This is a genomic window from Undibacterium sp. FW305-107, from assembly GCF_058788535.1.
Window position 1 is genome coordinate 324,002 of sequence record NZ_JBYTAV010000002.1, and the last position, 16,749, is coordinate 340,750.

General features: G+C 48.0%; 17 protein-coding genes, 1 tRNA gene and 1 riboswitch. Of the genes, 9 read left to right on the forward strand and 9 right to left on the reverse strand.

Translation table 11 applies throughout. The features are described 5' to 3' along the window. Positions 1-262: 262 nt before the first annotated feature. A riboswitch (FMN riboswitch) is annotated at positions 263-455 on the forward strand. A gap of 258 nt (positions 456-713) precedes the next feature. The 3 genes from ribB to AC3WQT_RS05585 all read left to right on the forward strand — a co-directional run bounded on the left by ribB (position 714) and on the right by AC3WQT_RS05585 (position 3,066). Continuing rightward, a complete protein-coding gene (ribB, locus tag AC3WQT_RS05575) occupies positions 714-1,418 on the forward strand; it encodes a 3,4-dihydroxy-2-butanone-4-phosphate synthase (RefSeq protein ID WP_492702808.1) in 705 nt (234 codons plus the stop codon). 173 nt (positions 1,419-1,591) lie between these two features. Then, a complete protein-coding gene (locus AC3WQT_RS05580; protein WP_492702809.1) occupies positions 1,592-1,801 on the forward strand; it encodes a hypothetical protein in 210 nt (69 codons plus the stop codon). 341 nt (positions 1,802-2,142) lie between these two features. Next, the gene (locus tag AC3WQT_RS05585) at positions 2,143-3,066 is read left to right on the forward strand and encodes a class I SAM-dependent methyltransferase (protein WP_492703121.1); all 924 of its coding nucleotides are present in this window, start codon (positions 2,143-2,145) and stop codon (positions 3,064-3,066) included. Between the two features lie 85 nt (positions 3,067-3,151). On the opposite strand, the gene AC3WQT_RS05590 is transcribed toward AC3WQT_RS05585, so the two are convergent. Next, a complete protein-coding gene (locus AC3WQT_RS05590) occupies positions 3,152-3,640 on the reverse strand; it encodes a hypothetical protein (RefSeq protein WP_492702810.1) in 489 nt (162 codons plus the stop codon). A gap of 33 nt (positions 3,641-3,673) precedes the next feature. Continuing rightward, positions 3,674-4,114, reverse strand: coding sequence for an inner membrane protein YiaA (yiaA, locus tag AC3WQT_RS05595; RefSeq protein ID WP_492702811.1), 441 nt, complete (start codon positions 4,112-4,114; stop codon positions 3,674-3,676). 233 nt (positions 4,115-4,347) lie between these two features. Between yiaA and AC3WQT_RS05600 the strand changes: the two genes are divergently transcribed. Next, positions 4,348-5,313, forward strand: coding sequence for a peptidylprolyl isomerase (locus tag AC3WQT_RS05600; RefSeq protein ID WP_492702812.1), 966 nt, complete (start codon positions 4,348-4,350; stop codon positions 5,311-5,313). A 73-nt stretch (positions 5,314-5,386) separates the two neighbouring features. Here AC3WQT_RS05600 and AC3WQT_RS05605 read toward each other — a convergent pair whose 3' ends face one another. The 5 genes from AC3WQT_RS05605 to aat form a co-directional block, all read right to left on the reverse strand. After that, a complete protein-coding gene (locus AC3WQT_RS05605) occupies positions 5,387-5,737 on the reverse strand; it encodes a hypothetical protein (RefSeq protein ID WP_492702813.1) in 351 nt (116 codons plus the stop codon). A gap of 115 nt (positions 5,738-5,852) precedes the next feature. Next, positions 5,853-6,896: an aldo/keto reductase gene (locus tag AC3WQT_RS05610; RefSeq protein WP_492702814.1), complete on the reverse strand. Its 1,044-nt coding sequence runs from the start codon at positions 6,894-6,896 to the stop codon at positions 5,853-5,855. Positions 6,897-6,911: 15 nt separating this feature from the next. Further along, the gene (locus AC3WQT_RS05615; RefSeq protein WP_492702815.1) at positions 6,912-7,958 is read right to left on the reverse strand and encodes a quinone-dependent dihydroorotate dehydrogenase; all 1,047 of its coding nucleotides are present in this window, start codon (positions 7,956-7,958) and stop codon (positions 6,912-6,914) included. Positions 7,959-8,016: 58 nt separating this feature from the next. After that, positions 8,017-8,748: an arginyltransferase gene (locus AC3WQT_RS05620; protein WP_423002698.1), complete on the reverse strand. Its 732-nt coding sequence runs from the start codon at positions 8,746-8,748 to the stop codon at positions 8,017-8,019. Further along, positions 8,745-9,461, reverse strand: a complete 717-nt coding sequence (gene aat, locus AC3WQT_RS05625; RefSeq protein ID WP_492702816.1) for a leucyl/phenylalanyl-tRNA--protein transferase — start codon at positions 9,459-9,461, stop codon at positions 8,745-8,747. Before aat ends, AC3WQT_RS05620 begins: the two co-directional genes overlap by 4 nt. Before the next feature lie 188 nt (positions 9,462-9,649). Between aat and AC3WQT_RS05630 the strand changes: the two genes are divergently transcribed. After that, positions 9,650-10,852, forward strand: coding sequence for an ammonium transporter (locus AC3WQT_RS05630; protein WP_492702817.1), 1,203 nt, complete (start codon positions 9,650-9,652; stop codon positions 10,850-10,852). 77 nt (positions 10,853-10,929) lie between these two features. On the opposite strand, the gene AC3WQT_RS05635 is transcribed toward AC3WQT_RS05630, so the two are convergent. Further along, a complete protein-coding gene (locus tag AC3WQT_RS05635) occupies positions 10,930-11,499 on the reverse strand; it encodes an NUDIX hydrolase (RefSeq protein WP_492702818.1) in 570 nt (189 codons plus the stop codon). A gap of 128 nt (positions 11,500-11,627) precedes the next feature. Here AC3WQT_RS05635 and AC3WQT_RS05640 point away from each other — a divergent pair. The 4 genes from AC3WQT_RS05640 to AC3WQT_RS05655 all read left to right on the forward strand — a co-directional run bounded on the left by AC3WQT_RS05640 (position 11,628) and on the right by AC3WQT_RS05655 (position 15,492). Beyond that, positions 11,628-11,704, forward strand: a tRNA-Met gene (locus AC3WQT_RS05640). 314 nt (positions 11,705-12,018) lie between these two features. Further along, the gene (locus tag AC3WQT_RS05645) at positions 12,019-13,164 is read left to right on the forward strand and encodes a sensor histidine kinase (RefSeq protein ID WP_492702819.1); all 1,146 of its coding nucleotides are present in this window, start codon (positions 12,019-12,021) and stop codon (positions 13,162-13,164) included. 115 nt (positions 13,165-13,279) lie between these two features. Continuing rightward, positions 13,280-14,590, forward strand: a complete 1,311-nt coding sequence (locus AC3WQT_RS05650; RefSeq protein WP_492702820.1) for a diguanylate cyclase domain-containing protein — start codon at positions 13,280-13,282, stop codon at positions 14,588-14,590. A gap of 176 nt (positions 14,591-14,766) precedes the next feature. After that, on the forward strand, positions 14,767-15,492 hold the full coding sequence (locus tag AC3WQT_RS05655; RefSeq protein ID WP_492702821.1) for a substrate-binding periplasmic protein: 726 nt from the start codon (positions 14,767-14,769) through the stop codon (positions 15,490-15,492). Positions 15,493-15,555: 63 nt separating this feature from the next. On the opposite strand, the gene AC3WQT_RS05660 is transcribed toward AC3WQT_RS05655, so the two are convergent. Next, positions 15,556-16,500 (reverse strand): CHAD domain-containing protein, encoded by a 945-nt coding sequence (locus AC3WQT_RS05660; protein WP_492702822.1) that lies wholly within the window; start codon positions 16,498-16,500, stop codon positions 15,556-15,558. Between the last annotated feature and the right edge of the window lie 249 nt (positions 16,501-16,749).

Below are 16,749 nucleotides of genomic sequence, written 5' to 3' on the forward strand. Positions count from 1 at the left end.
AAATAAGAATAGATGTTGCCATATGGAAATGCGAGTTAAATCAGACAATATTTTTAACAATTCTTCTATAAATATATGTTTTCTGCATAAGAAAATGTTTGCAGGTATATATCTTGTCGTTATAAGACCTGTGTCTGTTGATGCCTATGGCATAAAAGAGCCATATTGTTTGAAGTCTGGTAATGACGGCAGGAATTTGAGCTTGCCCAAACAGTAATTTTATTTTTGCGTATAATTCATTTGCCGAATAACTCGGTAGGTTGTACGTCTTCAGGGCGGGGTGTAATTCCCCACCGGCGGTAAATGCACAGGATTGCCTTGGCGATTCTCGTACACAAGCCCGCGAGCGCTTGCAGTAAAAAACGGTTGTAGCAAGTTTGCAGCAGTTTGCAAGGTCAGCAGATCTGGTGTGATTCCAGGGCCGACGGTCATAGTCCGGATGAGAGAAGATAGGCCTTAGAACCTGTTTCCGATCTTACTGCGCGAGCGTGATCGGGGCTCATGTGCTACTCAAAATGCTCATGTACTAAAGTACATTCCGCTTTTTGCGCTGCGTTTTTGTTACCTTGACCCCGCTGACGCTCGCTACAGATCGTAAGCAGGTTCTTACACAAAACTCCTATGGTGAAGATCATGGGCGTTTGTGTTTGGCTATTCGTTTTTTACTCCCTGAAACGTCTTTTGCACATTTACTTTTGCCGGAGCGTTTCATTATGTTGAATACTATTAGTACTACTGTTATATCTTCCAATTCCGCACAGCCGGAAATATTATCCCTTAGCCCTTTTGATCAGCGTCTGTCCAGGGCACTGGCAGACTTGCGTAATGGTCGTCCTGTATTACTCATGGATGACTTTGACCGGGAAAACGAGGCTGACCTCATTGTTGCCGCCGAAAAAATCACGGTTGAGTCCATGGCCCGGCTGATCCGCGATTGCAGTGGCATCGTCTGCCTGTGTCTGACCGATGACAGACTGCAGCAACTCGACCTGCCACCTATGGTCAGCCACAATGAAAGTCGTTATGGCACGGCTTTCACAGTGTCGATAGAGGCCAAACAAGGTGTGACGACGGGGGTTTCTGCTGCAGACCGTGTCACCACCATCCTGACTGCCATCGCAACTGATGCCCAGCCTGAGCATTTGGCACGGCCAGGCCATGTTTTCCCTTTGCGTGCAGCACCTGGCGGCGTGCTTAGCCGACGCGGCCATACCGAAGGCTCTGTCGATCTGGCCATGATGGCGGGATTGTTACCAGCAGCTGTATTATGTGAGCTGATGAACCCGGATGGCAGCATGGCCAAAGGCGAGCAAATCATAGAATATGCAGTGACTCATGATATTGTGATACTGACTATCGATGAACTTGCCAGCTACCGTGCCTTAGAACCTGTTTCTGATCTTACTGCGCGTGCGTGATCGGGGTTCATGTGCTGCTCAAAATGCTCATGTACTAGTAGAGTACATTCCGCTTTTTGCGCTGCGTTTTATTTACCCTGACCCCGCTGACGCTCGCTGCAGATCGTAAACAGGTTCTTGGCCAAAGCCTAAGCAACATCAACTTGCATTAAATATCAGGAGGAGTGACGGTCATGACTATGTTCAGAAAAGTTTTGATACTGACCATGTTGTTGGCCGTCACGCTGGCGCATGCCGCACCCGCAGCCTGGTATAAGTGGCGCAGCAAACTCAATGCGCATGTAGTCTGCTCCCAAACTTCGCCAGGCGAGGGCTGGGAGCAACTGCCCAAAGCATATCAGGATGGGCGCTGCGAGCGACCCAAACCAGACAGATCTGTCTGATCAAACTGATTTAGCTTAGCCGACTTCTCTTTTATTTGCGCTTATTCGTACGGTTCTGTTACTTGTTTTTTCAAAACAAGTGTTGCGCATAGTCGTTTCTTTGCATAAAGTTAATTTGCAGACATATTGCATGTGGCTATCTTTAGCATACGCAAGAATTGACGCAGATTCGCTGTTCAACTCCATGATTCACTTCCTTATAACCCAAGGATAATCAACTTCTCAAGGCCATACACAATACGAATTCAAAAATTTGTGTGTTGATGGTGAGAAAATTGACTGTCCTGTTGAGCTCTTCAGATGGCAGCCACATGATGAAACCAGGTAAAGAAGGAGTGACCATGTTGATTGAACGTGAGGCAGAAAGCTGCTACCTCGGACAGTTTATCCCCCTGCAATACCATCACAATATGTTGATGGACTTGAACCGTATGGATAATTTCAAAGCGGCGATACGGCGCCAGGTATTTGAGGGTGCGAAAGTACTGGAGCTGGGCGGGGGTACGGGTGTGTTGTCCTGGTTTGCTGCACAGGCTGCGTCCAAAGTGTATTGCGTCGAGTTCAATCCCGACATGGTGGATGAAGCGCGCCGCTTGCTGGCCATGAACCGCTATGGTGAAAAAGTCGAAGTCATCCACGCCGATGCTTTTGAATACCTGCCACCAGAGCCTGTTGATATCGTCATTTGTGAGATGATACACGTCGCCATGCTGCGTGAAAAACAGGTCGAAGTCATAGAGAACTTCAAGAAACGTTATGCAGCAAAATTTGGTGGCCCCTTGCCTCTGTTCATTCCAGAAGCTGTCGTCATGGCAGTGCAGCCGCTGCAGCAAACCTATGATTTCTCTGGCTATCAGGCACCGATCATCCAGTTCCAGCAACCAGGCGTTTTTTCTGCCGACACGGTGGAGTTAGCCCAACCTGCCTTGTATAGCATCATCGATTTCAGCCAGCCTAATGACATGCAAATCAAATGGGAAGGCAGTTTTACCGTGGAAAAAGCGGGTACAGTCAGCGCCTTGCGTTTTGTGACCAAGAATATTCTGGCAGTCTTGATGGAATCTTCATCGACCATAGATTGGTTGAATCACTATATGGCCTTGCCATTGTCGCTGCCTGTTGCAGTCAAAGAGGGTGATCTGCTGCAAGTCAGCTTCCAGTATCGTGCCGGTGGTTCCATCGCTTCGCTACAAAATTCCATGCAGGTGGAGGTAAAATCCACTGCGGCAGTTCGAGCTGGACATTTGTCGCTGGCGTATGGCTAAATAAATTGCAAATGAAAAAGAGCCTGCACTTGTTCCAGTGTATTAACTGAACAAATGCAGGCTCTTTGTCTTTAATAATACTGATTTATTCTGGTGAAATATCTTCGTTATCTGCCGGACATGTCAGTGCTTGCTGTATCAATTCTTCATCAGTAATCTGCGGTATCTCGTTGAAATTTTCAGGCAAGGTCTGATCTGCTAATTGCAGTGCATGTTCACCAAGAAATGCCAGGTCAGCTTGTTCAGTTTCTGGTCCATTCTGCAAGTCAGTTTTTGCTTCCGTTTCTTCATCAATCTTACTTTTTTCCACCTTTTCATCCAGATCATATTCATTGGTCTCGCCCGCAGATGCCAGGGCTTGTGTCAACAAATCATCATCAGAAATTGGTGGAAGTTCAGGGAATTCCAGCAGGCTTAGTCTTTCCTGGTCCGTTAGGTCTTCACTATGCAGATGTTGGATGGCCGGCGGAGTTGAGTTTGTTACAGTAATTGGCGGGACATTTGTTTTGTGTCGCCTATCTAAATTTTCCAGATAGGCGGCAAAATCACCATTGTCCGGGACGTTATTATTCACAATGGACAGAAGCGTTCTGGCTTAAACAAAAAATCAGTTTTCATGACCGTCATGCATGGGCATGGTGTCTTGATCAGGCTTGAGCAGGTTAATATCACGCACATTTTTTTGTACTGCAACAGCAGCAAACAGGCTCAGCAAAAATGCCATGGCAAAGAAACCTTTTTCACTCCAGCTCAAAGTCGCATTAAACAGACCTACGGCAAGCAACAGGATGGACAAGCCCAGTGACAACCAGCACAGACCAAAATAAATCCCGGTAACAGGAATGCCTTCGAGTTTGTCGCGTACCGATTTTTGCAAGGACACGGCAGCAAACAAGCCATACATCAGTATGGTGAAGTAATAACCTTTTTCATTCAATTGCATCTGGGCATTCCAGACGCCAGTCAGATAGGTTGCTGCACCTATAAACAAAGCGGCCCAGGATGCGCCCACAAATGCACCGGTAGGTGCCTGAAGTTGAGGTTTCAAACAAGGACTCCTTGATGTAAAAGATTGATTCAGGTTGTACCGGATTCGCCAGATTTTTGCAATATTCCAATGAGAAAAACCCGGAAATAAAGCAGCCAGGCCAGGTAATTGAGCGGAAAAGTAATAGATATATTTGAGGTATATGGACAAAACAGTCTCATTCGCGTAAGGTCACCCATTCTTGCCCATACGGCAATTGCGATAATCTTTGCGCACCTTACCGGAGTCAAATAATGTCTTTACGTTTTGCTGCTGTGCCCACTGGAAAAGCCCTGATGACTTGCATGATCGCGGGTCTGTTCTTGTCTGCCCCTGACCACTCCTATGCTGCTACGGCGAAAGCCAAGAGTGCACCTGCTAAAGTAGTGCAGGCATCCAAGTTGAATTTGGGGGACATCGTTAAAAATTCCAGCACTGCAGACTGGCGTCCGCTTGATCCTGACAATACCTTGTATCTGAATCTGGAAAAGGGCCGTGTCGTGATTGAGCTGGCACCCAATTTTGCTCCTAATCATACGAAAAACATCAAGGCATTGGTGCGTGAGGGTTATTTTGATGGTTTGGCTATAGTACGCTCGCAAGAAAATTATGTGGCGCAATGGGCTGACCCGGACGACAAACGTGAAGTCAAAACGGCTAAACGTAAGCTTGAAGGCGAATTCACCGTCAAATATCCCGCCAATTTACCGTTCACGCTACTGCCTGATGTCGATGGCTATGCGCCGCAAGTCGGGCATGCAAATGGTTTCCCGGCCGGGCGTGATCCCAAGGCGGGTACGGCCTGGTTGACGCATTGCTATGCAAGTGTAGGTGTGGCTCGTGGCACTGATGCAAATAGCGGCAACGGCACATCCTTGTATGTGGTAACCGGGCATGCGCCAAGACAGTTGGACAGAAATATCACGGCCGTTGGCCGTGTCGTGCAAGGTATGGAATTATTGACGACCTTGCCACGTGGTACTGGTCCTCTGGGCTTTTATGAAAAAGCCGAGGAGCGTACCCCCATCAAGAGCATGAAGCTGGCAGCCGACGTACCAGAGGCTGAGCGCAGCAAGCTGGAAATCATACGCACTGATACGGCGACTTTTAAGTCTATTATTGAAGCGCAAAGAAATCGTGGTGGTGACTGGTATAAAGTACCAGCAGGGCATATTGATTTGTGCAACGTACCGCTGCCTGTGCGGCCAGCGCAGAAGTAAGTGTAAAAAAGCGAAACTGAAAGCGCAGCATCAGTGAATTCTGATCTGCGCTACGCAGTATTAAGTTTTAGTATCAGGTTTTGTCCGCGCTTTGATCTGCTGCGGATACCTGTTTTGCCTTGGCTGACAAAGTAGAGACATCAATACCATTTCTCAGGGCCTCCAGGCCAGGTGGCTCAGCATTAAACCAAAGCCAGCCGGTGTCGGTTGCGCCATTATTGAGGCTCCATTGCTTGAATTCACCCGTGATGAAGACGCAGGCAAATCCAAGAGCAAGAACAAAGATCATGAAAGCGGCAGAGAAAAATGCCATTTTGAACAAGGACGCGTTGGGTGCGGCACTGTGAGAAAACACCATCAGCAATCCCATAATGAGCAGGACGCAGACAACAAGCTTGATGATATTAATACGCAATTGGGACATCTTGGTTCTCCGTAAAAGGATCAATAGGCATTTGCTGCAATTGCACTTGTATTTTATGCCAGGTAAAAACTTCTTGCCGGAGTAGCGATTTTCTGATGTCCCATCCACGATAATATTACTGGCCGGGATTGTTCAACTCTTCATGGATGCGGTTGATGCCTTGTATTACTTCATCGCTGAGCTGCACATCCAGCGCGTCAATATTTTCTTTCAACTGAGTGAGGTTGGTTGCTCCTATGATAGTGCTGGCGATAAAGCTGCGCGAATAACACCAGGCCAGTGCCAGTTGCGCTGGCGTCAAACCATGTTCACGCGCCAGCGCTGCATAACGTTTGCTGGCCTCGAAAACTGTGGCGCGCATATAGCGTGGGCTCCAGGTTGGTGGGAATATCGTCAGGCGGCCATGGGCTTTGGCATCGTCAGTGTACTTGGCGGTGAGCTGCCCAAATGCCAGCGGGCTATAAGCCAGCAAGCCGACATTTTCACGGAAGCAGGTTTCATCCAGACTCTGTTCAAATGAGCGGTTCACCAGATTATAGGCATTTTGTATGCTGGCAATATTTGCCGCACCCTGCAGTTCTGCCTGTTTGATAAATTCGCTGACACCCCAGGATGTTTCGTTCGACACACCAAAAGCGCGTATCTTGCCTTCCTTCACCAGAGTATTCAGCACGGCTACTGTTTCAGCGATCTCTGTGCAGGGTCTTTCCAGTGTCCGGTCAAATTGTTTTTGTCCAAAGATAGGGACATTGCGGCTGGGCCAATGCAATTGATACAGATCGACATAGTCGGTTTGCAGGCGTTGCAAACTGGTTTCTATGGCGGCGCGAATGTTCTTTTCGTTCAAGTCATTTTCGCCGTTGCGTATCCAGCCCATGCCGCGTGAAGGGCCGGCAACTTTGGTGGCCAGCACGATCTCGCTACGCTTGCCGGAATTTTTTATCCAGCTACCTATATATTGCTCGGTCTTGCCCTGCGTCGCCGCGCGCGGCATGACCGGGTACATCTCTGCAGTATCAATAAAATTGATGCCGCGTTCCAATGCGTAATCAAGCTGCTCATGCGCTTCTGCCTCGGTGTTCTGCTCACCAAAGGTCATGGTGCCCAGGCAGACGGTGGATACATTCAGCTGGCTATTGCCAAGTAAAATTTTCTTCATGATGGTATAGATAAATTATTTATGTGCGCGCAAAGCATCAGCGCAGTCTTTTACCAATGCTGGGCCTTGATAAATCAGGCCAGAATACACTTGTACCAGTGCCGCACCTGCCTGCATTTTAGCCACTGCATCTGCACCAGAAAAAATCCCGCCCACACCGATGATGGGTAACTCATTACCCAGTTCTGCCTTCAAGGCACGGATCACGCGGTTGGATAATTCAAACACGGGTTTGCCAGACAGGCCGCCAGTTTCTTCTGCATGTGGCAAGCCCTGTACGGCGTCGCGGGTGATGGTGGTATTGGTGGCAATGACGCCATCTATCTTGTGACGCAGCAGGGCTTCGCCTATCGTCTTGATCTGTTCTGCATCAATATCAGGCGCAATCTTCAGTGCAACAGGTACATAACGCTTATGCTCATCAGCCAGTTTTTGCTGTGCTTCCTTCAGTTGCGACAACAAGGCATCCAGCTCAGTCGCCCCCTGCAACTGGCGCAGGTTCTTGGTATTGGGGGAAGAAATATTCACCGTCACATAGCTGGCATAAGGATAAACCTTGGCCAGGCAGTGCAGGTAGTCTTCGGCAGCACGTTCTATAGGCGTATCGGCATTCTTGCCTATGTTGAGGCCAAGCACGCCTTGTTTGTCCTGATAAAAGCGTGATGCCTGCACATTTTTCACAAAGGCATCAACGCCACCATTATTAAAGCCCATGCGGTTGATGATCGCATCTGCCTGTGGCAGGCGAAACATGCGTGGTTTGGGGTTGCCAGCCTGCGCACGTGGCGTGACCGTGCCAATTTCTATGGAGCCAAAACCGATTGCAGCCAGTCCATCAATATAAGCTCCATCTTTGTCCAGACCGGCGGCCAGGCCTACTGGGTTGGGAAAGCGCACACCCATGACAGTGCGCGCATCTTCTGCAGGTTTATTGCCCAGCAATCCACCCAGGCCTAGTTTATTGGCACGTTGCAGAGCAGGTAAGGTCAGGTGATGGGCATTTTCCGGATCCATGGCAAACAGGGCAGGGCGGATCAGGGAGTAAAGAAGTTTTGCAGACATGTAAATAGCTGAGGAAGAAAAGTTGAAAATAAAATTTGAGAGACAGACTGGAAGAGCCTCACAGCTCCCGCAAAGTCTGCCAACGCCCCTGCATCAAGGCATCAAGGGGGCGGAAATTGGTTTTGTAAGCCATCTTGGGACTGGCAGCGATCCAGTAACCCAGATAGACATAAGGTAGCTTTAACAAGCGTGTTTGCTCTATCTGCCACAAGACATTGTAAGTACCGTAGGATGCAGTTGCATCATCCGGGTCATAAAAGGTATACACCGACGACAAGCCATCCGTCAGCACATCAATGATACTGACCATGCGCAAGACATCTTTATCATCCCTGAATTCAACCAATCGGGTATTCACCCGGCTTTGCAGCAAGAACTGCGCATACTGGTCGCGGCTGTCATTGTCCATGCCTCCACCAGAGTGACGTTCACCCTGATAGCGTTGATAAAGCTCATAGTGCTCATGCACATAACTGAGACTGCTGACGCGGGCATGCAGATTGCCATGCTTCTTCCAGGCACGGCGCTGGCTGCGGTTGGTTTCAAACTCATTGACACGCACGCGCACTGGCGTGCAAGCCTGGCAGTTATCGCAATGCGGTCGGTAAATGAAAATGCCGCTACGGCGAAAACCACTCTTCACCAGTTCTGAATATGCATCTGCATTAATCAGATGCGCAGGCGTGGCCACTTGCGAACGCGCCTGCAAGCCTTCCAGATAACTGCAAGGGTAGGGCGCTGTCGCATAAAACTGTATGCTGGCGAAGGGGAGTTCGTTAAGCTGGGTCACGGGCTGATCTTGTTGACTATGGTCCAATTGCTAATCGCTGGCAAGGCACTGGCATGTTCTACCCAGCGCAAAAACTCGGTTCTGCTGATCGCTTTTGCGCCCAGAGATGCCAAATGTGCCGTCTCTTGCTGGCAGTCTAACATTTTCACCCCATGTTCACGCAAGAAAAATACCAGGTGTGCCAAGGCTATTTTGGATGCATCCGTGACCCTGGCAAACATCGATTCACCATAAAACATGCGGCCTATGCAGACGCCATAGGCACCACCCACCAGTTCACCATCCAGCCACACCTCTATGGAATGGGCATAGCCAAGCTTGTGCAAGTCACTATAGCCAATCACGATATCTTCAGAAATCCAGGTGCCAGTGCCTTCTTTGCGTGGTGCGGCGCAGGCGCGCATGACGTCTTCAAAAGCAGTGTCAAAGCGCACTTCCCAGCGTGGGTCTTTACTGACTTGGCGCAGCCGCTTCTTCAAGCTGGGTGATAATTTGAAGTCTTGCACCTGCAAGACCATGCGCGGGTCGGTAGACCACCACAAGATAGGTTGCCCATCAGAAAACCAGGGGAAGATGCCATTCTTGTAGGCATATAGCAGGCGCTCTGCCGACAAGTCTGCGCCTGCCGCCAGCAAACCCGCCGCACCATCTTTTTCTGTCAGCGCAGTGCTGGGATGGGGAAAGGGGCTATTCGTTTCCAACCAGGGGATCACACGACCCCCATTACAGCTTGCACCAAAAAGACGCCATATTTCAGTGCATCAAACTTGCTTATCAAATAATCAGTTTCTAAAAATCGCATTAAATCAATCACTTATCAATTTGCACTAAATTGGAATGTATTTTGCTTTATCAATGCACCTTTGATACAAATTTGCACTTATATTGGGAGATATTTTGCATGAATGCACAAAATAGCAGCACTGACGCTTTATTTATCTTGCTTGGCGCAATCATGATACTAGCAATGCATGCTGGCTTTGCGTTTTTAGAATTAGGCACCGTGCGCAAGAAAAACCAGGTCAATGCCCTCGTCAAGATACTGGTTGATTTTGCCGTATCCACCATCGCCTACTTTTTTGTCGGTTATACCATTGCTTATGGTGTGCAGTTCTACTCCAGTGCCGAGGTGCTGGTTGCCAAAAACGGCTTTGAAATGGTCAAGTTCTTTTTCCTGTTGACCTTTGCCGCTGCCATTCCCGCCATTATCTCAGGCGGGATTGCCGAGCGGGCAAAATTTCATCCGCAACTGATTGCCACAGCCTTGCTGGTCGGCGTCTTGTACCCCTTCTTTGAAGGCATAGCCTGGAACCAGCGTTTTGGTATACAGGCATGGCTGAAAGCGATGTTCTCTGAAGAGTTTCATGATTTTGCCGGTTCCGTCGTCGTGCATGCTTTTGGCGGCTGGGTGGCCTTGCCCGCCGTATTGCTGTTGGGCGCACGCCGTGGCCGCTATATGAAGAATGGTGCAATTGCAGCCCATCCACCATCCAGCATCCCTTTCCTGGCCCTGGGTGCCTGGATACTCACTGTGGGCTGGTTTGGCTTCAACGTCATGAGTGCACAAACTCTGGACAAAATGAATGGCTTGGTTGCCATGAACTCGCTGATGGCCATGGTAGGCGGCACGCTGGTCGCCTTTATCCTCGGCAAGAATGACCCCGGCTTCGTCTACAATGGTCCCCTGGCTGGCCTGGTTGCCGTTTGTGCCGGTTCAGACCTCATGCATCCCTTGGGTGCATTGGTCACTGGCGGGATAGCCGGTGCCATTTTTGTCTGGATGTTCACCTGGACGCAAAACAAATGGAAGGTCGATGATGTACTGGGCGTCTGGCCCCTGCACGGTCTGTGCGGTGCCTGGGGTGGCATAGCTGCTGGTATCTTTGGATTAAAGTCTTTGGGTGGCCTTGGTGGCGTCAGCTTCATGTCGCAATTGCTGGGCACCATTATGGGCGTTGCAATTGCCTTTGTCGGCGGCTACATCATCTACGCCAGCCTGAAAAAACTCATAGGCATACGCCTTGATCCTGAAGAAGAATTTGAAGGTGCAGATTTGGCTATACACAAAATCTCATCGACTGCCGAACGCGAAACCAGTTGGTGATGACGCAAATAATGACGAAAAAAATGGGCGATAAAAAACGTCGCCCATTTTTTGATGCAAGCCCGGCCAGTTTCGTTTCAATCATGCAGCATGGGTTTGAAAATATCATGCTCATGCATCTGGAAGCGCCCGCCATCCTTGACCTTTGCAAGGTCTTTAAAGAAGAACTTCAGTGTATGGCCTATGGTGGGGAATGCGATATCATCCCAGGGGATTTGCTCTTCAGTGAATAATGCTACTTCCAGGCTCTCAACACCCGCCGCGTAATTCAAATCCAGCAAGGTAGCGCGGTAAAACAAATGCACCTGATGTACATGCGGCACGTTCAAAATAGAGAACAGCTCATGCAACTTGATATTGGCACCAGCTTCTTCTTCAGTCTCACGTTGCGCTGCCTGCGCCGTGGTCTCATAATTTTCCATGAAGCCTGCAGGCAAGGTCCAGAAACCCAGGCGCGGTTCTATTGCACGTTTGCACAATAAGATCTTGGTGACACCATCTTCTTCCCATACAGGAATAGAGCCCACCACCATCTTCGGGTTTTGATAATGGATAATGCCACATGCCGGGCAAACAAAACGCTCGCGAGTATCATCAACAGGGATTTGCAAGACCACCGGGGACGCGCATTCAGAACAGAATTTCATGGGCAAAAAGAGTCAAAATTGGCGAATCTGCAAAGTGTAACACCTGTCCGCAAAAGTGCGGCAAAAGTCCTGATCCTATAAAAGAATTGCGCGAAGCAGCAAAATCATGTATAGTTTCATTCTTCAGACGCGGGGTGGAGCAGTCTGGCAGCTCGTCGGGCTCATAACCCGAAGGTCGTAGGTTCAAATCCTGCCCCCGCAACCAAGTATTCAAGCCCTTGATCAGAAATGATCAAGGGCTTTTTGCTTTGCACGGCCAGAAGTCATTTTTGCGGGGAATCGTCATCGGGACATTTTTTCTCAATGCTAGCTAGCATACGACTGTCATGCATGCGAATGCGCGAAGCTATTGAACCTAAGCGGACTGGATCATACATAAGTGCGACAGCGCACAGACGTGGTAGGGGGCATGGCCTATTGTAAGAAAATGCGCCGGGCTGTCTTGGCGTAAAACCCCACGCTGGCAACGTTGCCGCAAATCGCCAATTGACAGGCATGGGATACCCAACGAGGCTTTCCATGATGCATGATTTTTTAATCGTCAACCGGGCCGAGTTAGAGCGACGATGTCGCGACAAAGTGTCCGCTCGTCCGCACAGGTCACCGCCAAACAAGCAACAACTGGAACAAGGCATCCCCTTGTTTCTCGATCAACTCATACGCACACTGCAAGCTGAAAATCAGGGTGCTATGGCTGAGGCCCTGGCCGTTTCAGGCCCATCGTCTGGTGATCCGGGTCGCCACGCCGAATTGGGTGTATCCGCCGCAATTCACGGCGCTGATCTTTTGACGTTGGGCTACTCTATCAATGAGGTTGTCCATAATTATGGCGACCTTTGCCAGGCAGTGTCAGACCTGTCGATTGATCTTAACCAAAAATTTGAGATCAGTGAGTTCCGTACTCTCAATCGTTGTCTGGATAATGGAATCGCTGACGCTGTCACAGCGTTTAGTGAGCAACGTGACTTTGTGATTGCTGATGAACAAGCTTTGGAAACGAATGAGCGACTGGGTTTTTTTGCCCATGAGTTGCGCAACCATTTGAACACAGCAATGCTCGCACTAACGGCGATTAAGTCGGGTAATGTCGGTTTAAGCGGTTCTACAGGGGGTGTGCTGGACCGTAGCCTGGTAGGGCTTCAGCGTCTGATTGATCGTTCGCTCGCAGAAGTCCGTGTCGGACCTGGCATGACTCTGCACCGCTCTGTCTTCAGTCTGGCAAATTTTATCGGCGAGGTAAAATATTCTGCCTCTCTCGAAGCTGAAATGCTCAATTGCAGCTTACATATTGAACAAACTCCTTCAATACTGATGATCGATGCAGACAAGGACCTGCTCTTTTCAGCATTGGGAAATCTCCTGCAGAATGCCTTCAAATTTAGCGGTAAAGATGGCGTCGTTACGCTCAGCGTGGATGCAGGCGCTGAGCGAATACGCATCAATGTCAAGGACAGTGGGCCAGGCCTGAGTGCTGAAGCTGCGCGGGACATGTTCCTGCCGTTCACTCAAAGCGGCAGCAACAAGAGCGGCCTGGGTCTGGGGCTTTCCATTGCGAGACGTAGTGTTGAAGCGAATGGTGGTTTGCTGACGGTACAAAGCAAACTTGGAGAGGGCTGTATGTTCACCATTGATTTGCCTCGCCGATCGGTTCAGTCTAGTGAGTAAGTAACTTGAAGGCAAGTTTGTTATACAGGTGAATGGCAAGGTCGATACAAAAATTAGTTCACTTCGCATGTCCTTCTTAACGTAACTCAATTTCCTGGTTAGAAAAGCAGGCACTATGATATATCGAATTCTTATCCTCACGAGTAATTCTGACGATGCAAAGATTTTGGAGGATGCACTTAGGCATTCAAAGGATGGCCCATTTCTTACTGAATGCCTTTGCAGACTTGATGCTGGCTTGTCACGATTGCAAAAAGGTGATATCGACTTGATTTTGTTGGACTTAACACTCGCTGATAGCAAGGGAGTTGACACATTCAAGGCATTGTTTGCCGACTTCTCCGGGACGCCAATAATGACCCTGAGTGCCGAGGAGGAAGAGGCCGCGGCTATTGAAGCCGTACAACTAGGTTCACAAGGATACCTTTCCAAGGGTTATTTCCTCAGCAGTCTGGTTCCGCAATCATTGCGAAATATTATTCTGCGCAAGAATGTCGAAAAACAGCTTAATGAAGAACAGGCGCGAGCTGAAATTGTATTGAATTCAATTGGCGACGCGATCATATGTACAAATATTGATGGAGAAATTGATTACCTGAACACCGCTGCCGAAGCACTTACTGGATGGTCAAAAGCCGACGCAACGGGGCAACAGGTAGAAAAAATTTTTAAAACAATTAACGGTATAACCAGGCAAATTGAAGACAACACGGTAGAACTTGTTTTGAAAAGAAACGAAATAGTAGAGCTGCCCGCAAATACGCTCTTAATCCGAAAAGACGGTAGCGAAGTTCACATCGAAGATTCTGCCTCGCCAATTCATGACTGTGATGGCAAACTTGATGGAGCAGTTATTGTGTTTCATGATGTCAGCGTAGCTCAAGCGGTGAGTGTCAAATTGGCTCATATGGCACAGCATGATGCACTCACTAATTTACCTAACCGCACTCTGTTAAACGACCGCATCGCGCAAGCAATTCATTTAGCCAAGAGGAATGGTACACGACTGGCGTTACTGTTTCTGGATCTCGACAATTTCAAACATACCAACGATTCACTTGGACATGCCAGTGGCGACGTATTGCTGCAATCTGTAGCCCAACGTCTGTCGGATTGCGTAAGAGGCTCTGACACTGTAAGCCGGTATGGCGGCGACGAATTTGTTATTCTTCTGGTGGGTGGTAAATATGCAGAAGACGCAGCGCTTATCGCAAAAAAAATACAGGTATCGCTCCTTCATCCTTTTCAGCATGATCAAAAAGACTTATATGCGCAAGCGAGCATTGGTATAAGTCTTTATCCAGGCGATGGCCATGATGCACAAACGCTGATTAAAAATGCAGACACCGCCATGTACTGCGCGAAAACTGCAGGCAGGAATAATTACGAATTCTTCCGCAGCGATATGAAGACACATTCAATATAGGGATTTTACTAAGATCTGATCACTATACAACTTTGCACTGACAGCTTCGGGATATGAGTAAATTTCCTTGGTGGCATCTCAGAGATGACTGATGAAACTGTATGCCTTTAATCAAAATTTAACCGATGCTATTCAAGGAATGAAAAATTCTCTGGAATAATAGGAGCGTACCTACTATGCGGCGACGAACTCTATTGCAATTTGCGTCCTTGTCAGGGATTGTGTCGTTTAATGTCTTGGCGCAAGAAAACAAGTCTTTGCAAATTTCCACTCTCATCGAAAAAGATCCCGCTACACTCATTGCTGAAAAAATTATTGACACCGCCTACCGTAGATTGGGTTGGCATTTGAATATCCACTATTTACCCGGTGAACGTTCCTTGCGCAGTGCGAACAACGGTGAAATGGATGGTGAGCTGTACCGTAAACTGGGGATGGAAAGGGACTATCCTAATCTCCTCATCGTGCCAGTACCATTGCTTACCTATGAAATTGTCATTTTCACCAATGGCACCCATTTTGCAGTTAACGGCTGGGATAGTCTGCGCCCCTATACAATAGGTTTTGTCCGGGGTATCAAAATTATCGAGCAAAATACTGTTGGGATGAAGCTCGAAGGAGCGCCAACGGTGCGTCAGGCATTTCAAAAAATGCTGCTGGGCCGCTCAGACATCGTAGTGGCAAATCGTATTTCGGGTCTTGCAGCCTTGAGTGAAATGAAACAAGCCGACGTCACGATACTAATGCCTCCATTGGTCACCTTTCCAGTATTTCACTACCTCAACAAGAAGCATGAAAATCTTGTGCCAGGCTTGACGTCTGTTCTCCAAAAAATGCAAAAAGACAAAACCATAGAAAACATCCAGAATACAGTCATGGCGGAATTGCAGCGGAGTGAATGAATCAATTACATCTGAAGTTCTGGAGATTCAGGGACTTTTATCAGCGAGACCGGGAAGATGCATTTATTTAAGGTTTGGTAAATGGATGTCCTTAAATTGTTTCCAGAGTGATCGCAGCTCCTGCTGGTCCAGTTGGCTTTGGGAAAGCAGGTAGCCCCGGGCAAAGCTGCAGCCCGATATATAACTATCCTTCTGCTGAGCCACAGTTCTCAGTAATCTGCCTGCAACTGCGCCATCATTGATGTTACCTAGAATATCCTGCAGTGCGCTTAAAGCGCTTATATATGCATGCATACCTTTTTTACCAAAAAAATTCTCGAAAAACTCGCATGAATAGCGGACTTTCTTAATTGCGATTCTAAATTTATGGTTTGCCTGTGGGTTCGTGTCAGCTTTTGCTTTAAATAGTTCTTTGCCTCGCTTGATTAGATTTTTTTGTTGATGGAATAAAATTTTTTGGGCGAATAATGGTAGCTTCGCCGTAGATTTTTTATGCTTAGGGCACTTGTCTGTTTCAGGTATCTGAGGCTTTTTTAGCCACGCAGATAATTCAGACATCAAGCGTGCTGAGTGACGGCTTTTCATTGACGTATAAATTTCTTTTTGTTTTTTGCTCGCTATAGTCATTGCTGCCTGTTGTAAGCTGGGTAGCTTTACTTCTTCTGGAGCCATGGCTTCGATTGCCACCAAAGTAGAGCCAGAAAATACCTGCCAGTCACGCGCTGCACCTAATTTTTCCGATACGTAATCCAACTCTGCTTGCAGTTTTGCAGGGAGTAGAAATGAATTATGAAAGAGTTTTAATGCCGAATGTAGGCGACGTAGACCTATATGCATTTGGCGAACACAATCAGGATCTGCGCCAGTCCTGATGGCAGATTGATTGCCTTGAATTTGCTCAAGACAATTTGCGAGTATCTCATGAGCAGCTTGCTCAAGTTTCATATTGCGACGCAATTTCACCTTAAGTGACTTCACTGCAACTGCTTGCTTTTGTTGTGAGGGCATCTTTCTCCTCTCAGCCTCTGTATTCGACATTCTTACACGGAATGAATACTCAATATTGGACAAATAATGAGACAGCTAATCTCAATCGCAAATAGCATGATTATTTATAGTCCAGCAATCAGAAATGCACTAATCAATACTTTGATCTATAGCCATGTGTTTGTTTGGAAAACGCTTATATGCAGTAGGCACTAATATAGTAAATCTGGTTGGCTGGCTTAAGCACAGTGCACTTATTCCATAACCGTG

Bases quoted from the DNA above. Each gene is read 5' to 3' on its own strand.
- ribB (WP_492702808.1), top strand. From the start codon at position 714: ATGTTGAATACTATTAGTACTACTGTTATATCTTCCAATTCCGCACAG.
- AC3WQT_RS05580 (WP_492702809.1), top strand. From the start codon at position 1,592: ATGACTATGTTCAGAAAAGTTTTGATACTGACCATGTTGTTGGCCGTC.
- AC3WQT_RS05585 (WP_492703121.1), top strand. From the start codon at position 2,143: ATGTTGATTGAACGTGAGGCAGAAAGCTGCTACCTCGGACAGTTTATC.
- AC3WQT_RS05600 (WP_492702812.1), top strand. From the start codon at position 4,348: ATGTCTTTACGTTTTGCTGCTGTGCCCACTGGAAAAGCCCTGATGACT.
- AC3WQT_RS05605 (WP_492702813.1), bottom strand. From the start codon at position 5,737: ATGTCCCAATTGCGTATTAATATCATCAAGCTTGTTGTCTGCGTCCTG.
- AC3WQT_RS05610 (WP_492702814.1), bottom strand. From the start codon at position 6,896: ATGAAGAAAATTTTACTTGGCAATAGCCAGCTGAATGTATCCACCGTC.
- AC3WQT_RS05615 (WP_492702815.1), bottom strand. From the start codon at position 7,958: ATGTCTGCAAAACTTCTTTACTCCCTGATCCGCCCTGCCCTGTTTGCC.
- AC3WQT_RS05630 (WP_492702817.1), top strand. From the start codon at position 9,650: ATGAATGCACAAAATAGCAGCACTGACGCTTTATTTATCTTGCTTGGC.
- AC3WQT_RS05635 (WP_492702818.1), bottom strand. From the start codon at position 11,499: ATGAAATTCTGTTCTGAATGCGCGTCCCCGGTGGTCTTGCAAATCCCT.
- AC3WQT_RS05645 (WP_492702819.1), top strand. From the start codon at position 12,019: ATGATGCATGATTTTTTAATCGTCAACCGGGCCGAGTTAGAGCGACGA.
- AC3WQT_RS05650 (WP_492702820.1), top strand. From the start codon at position 13,280: ATGATATATCGAATTCTTATCCTCACGAGTAATTCTGACGATGCAAAG.
- AC3WQT_RS05655 (WP_492702821.1), top strand. From the start codon at position 14,767: ATGCGGCGACGAACTCTATTGCAATTTGCGTCCTTGTCAGGGATTGTG.
- AC3WQT_RS05660 (WP_492702822.1), bottom strand. From the start codon at position 16,500: ATGCCCTCACAACAAAAGCAAGCAGTTGCAGTGAAGTCACTTAAGGTG.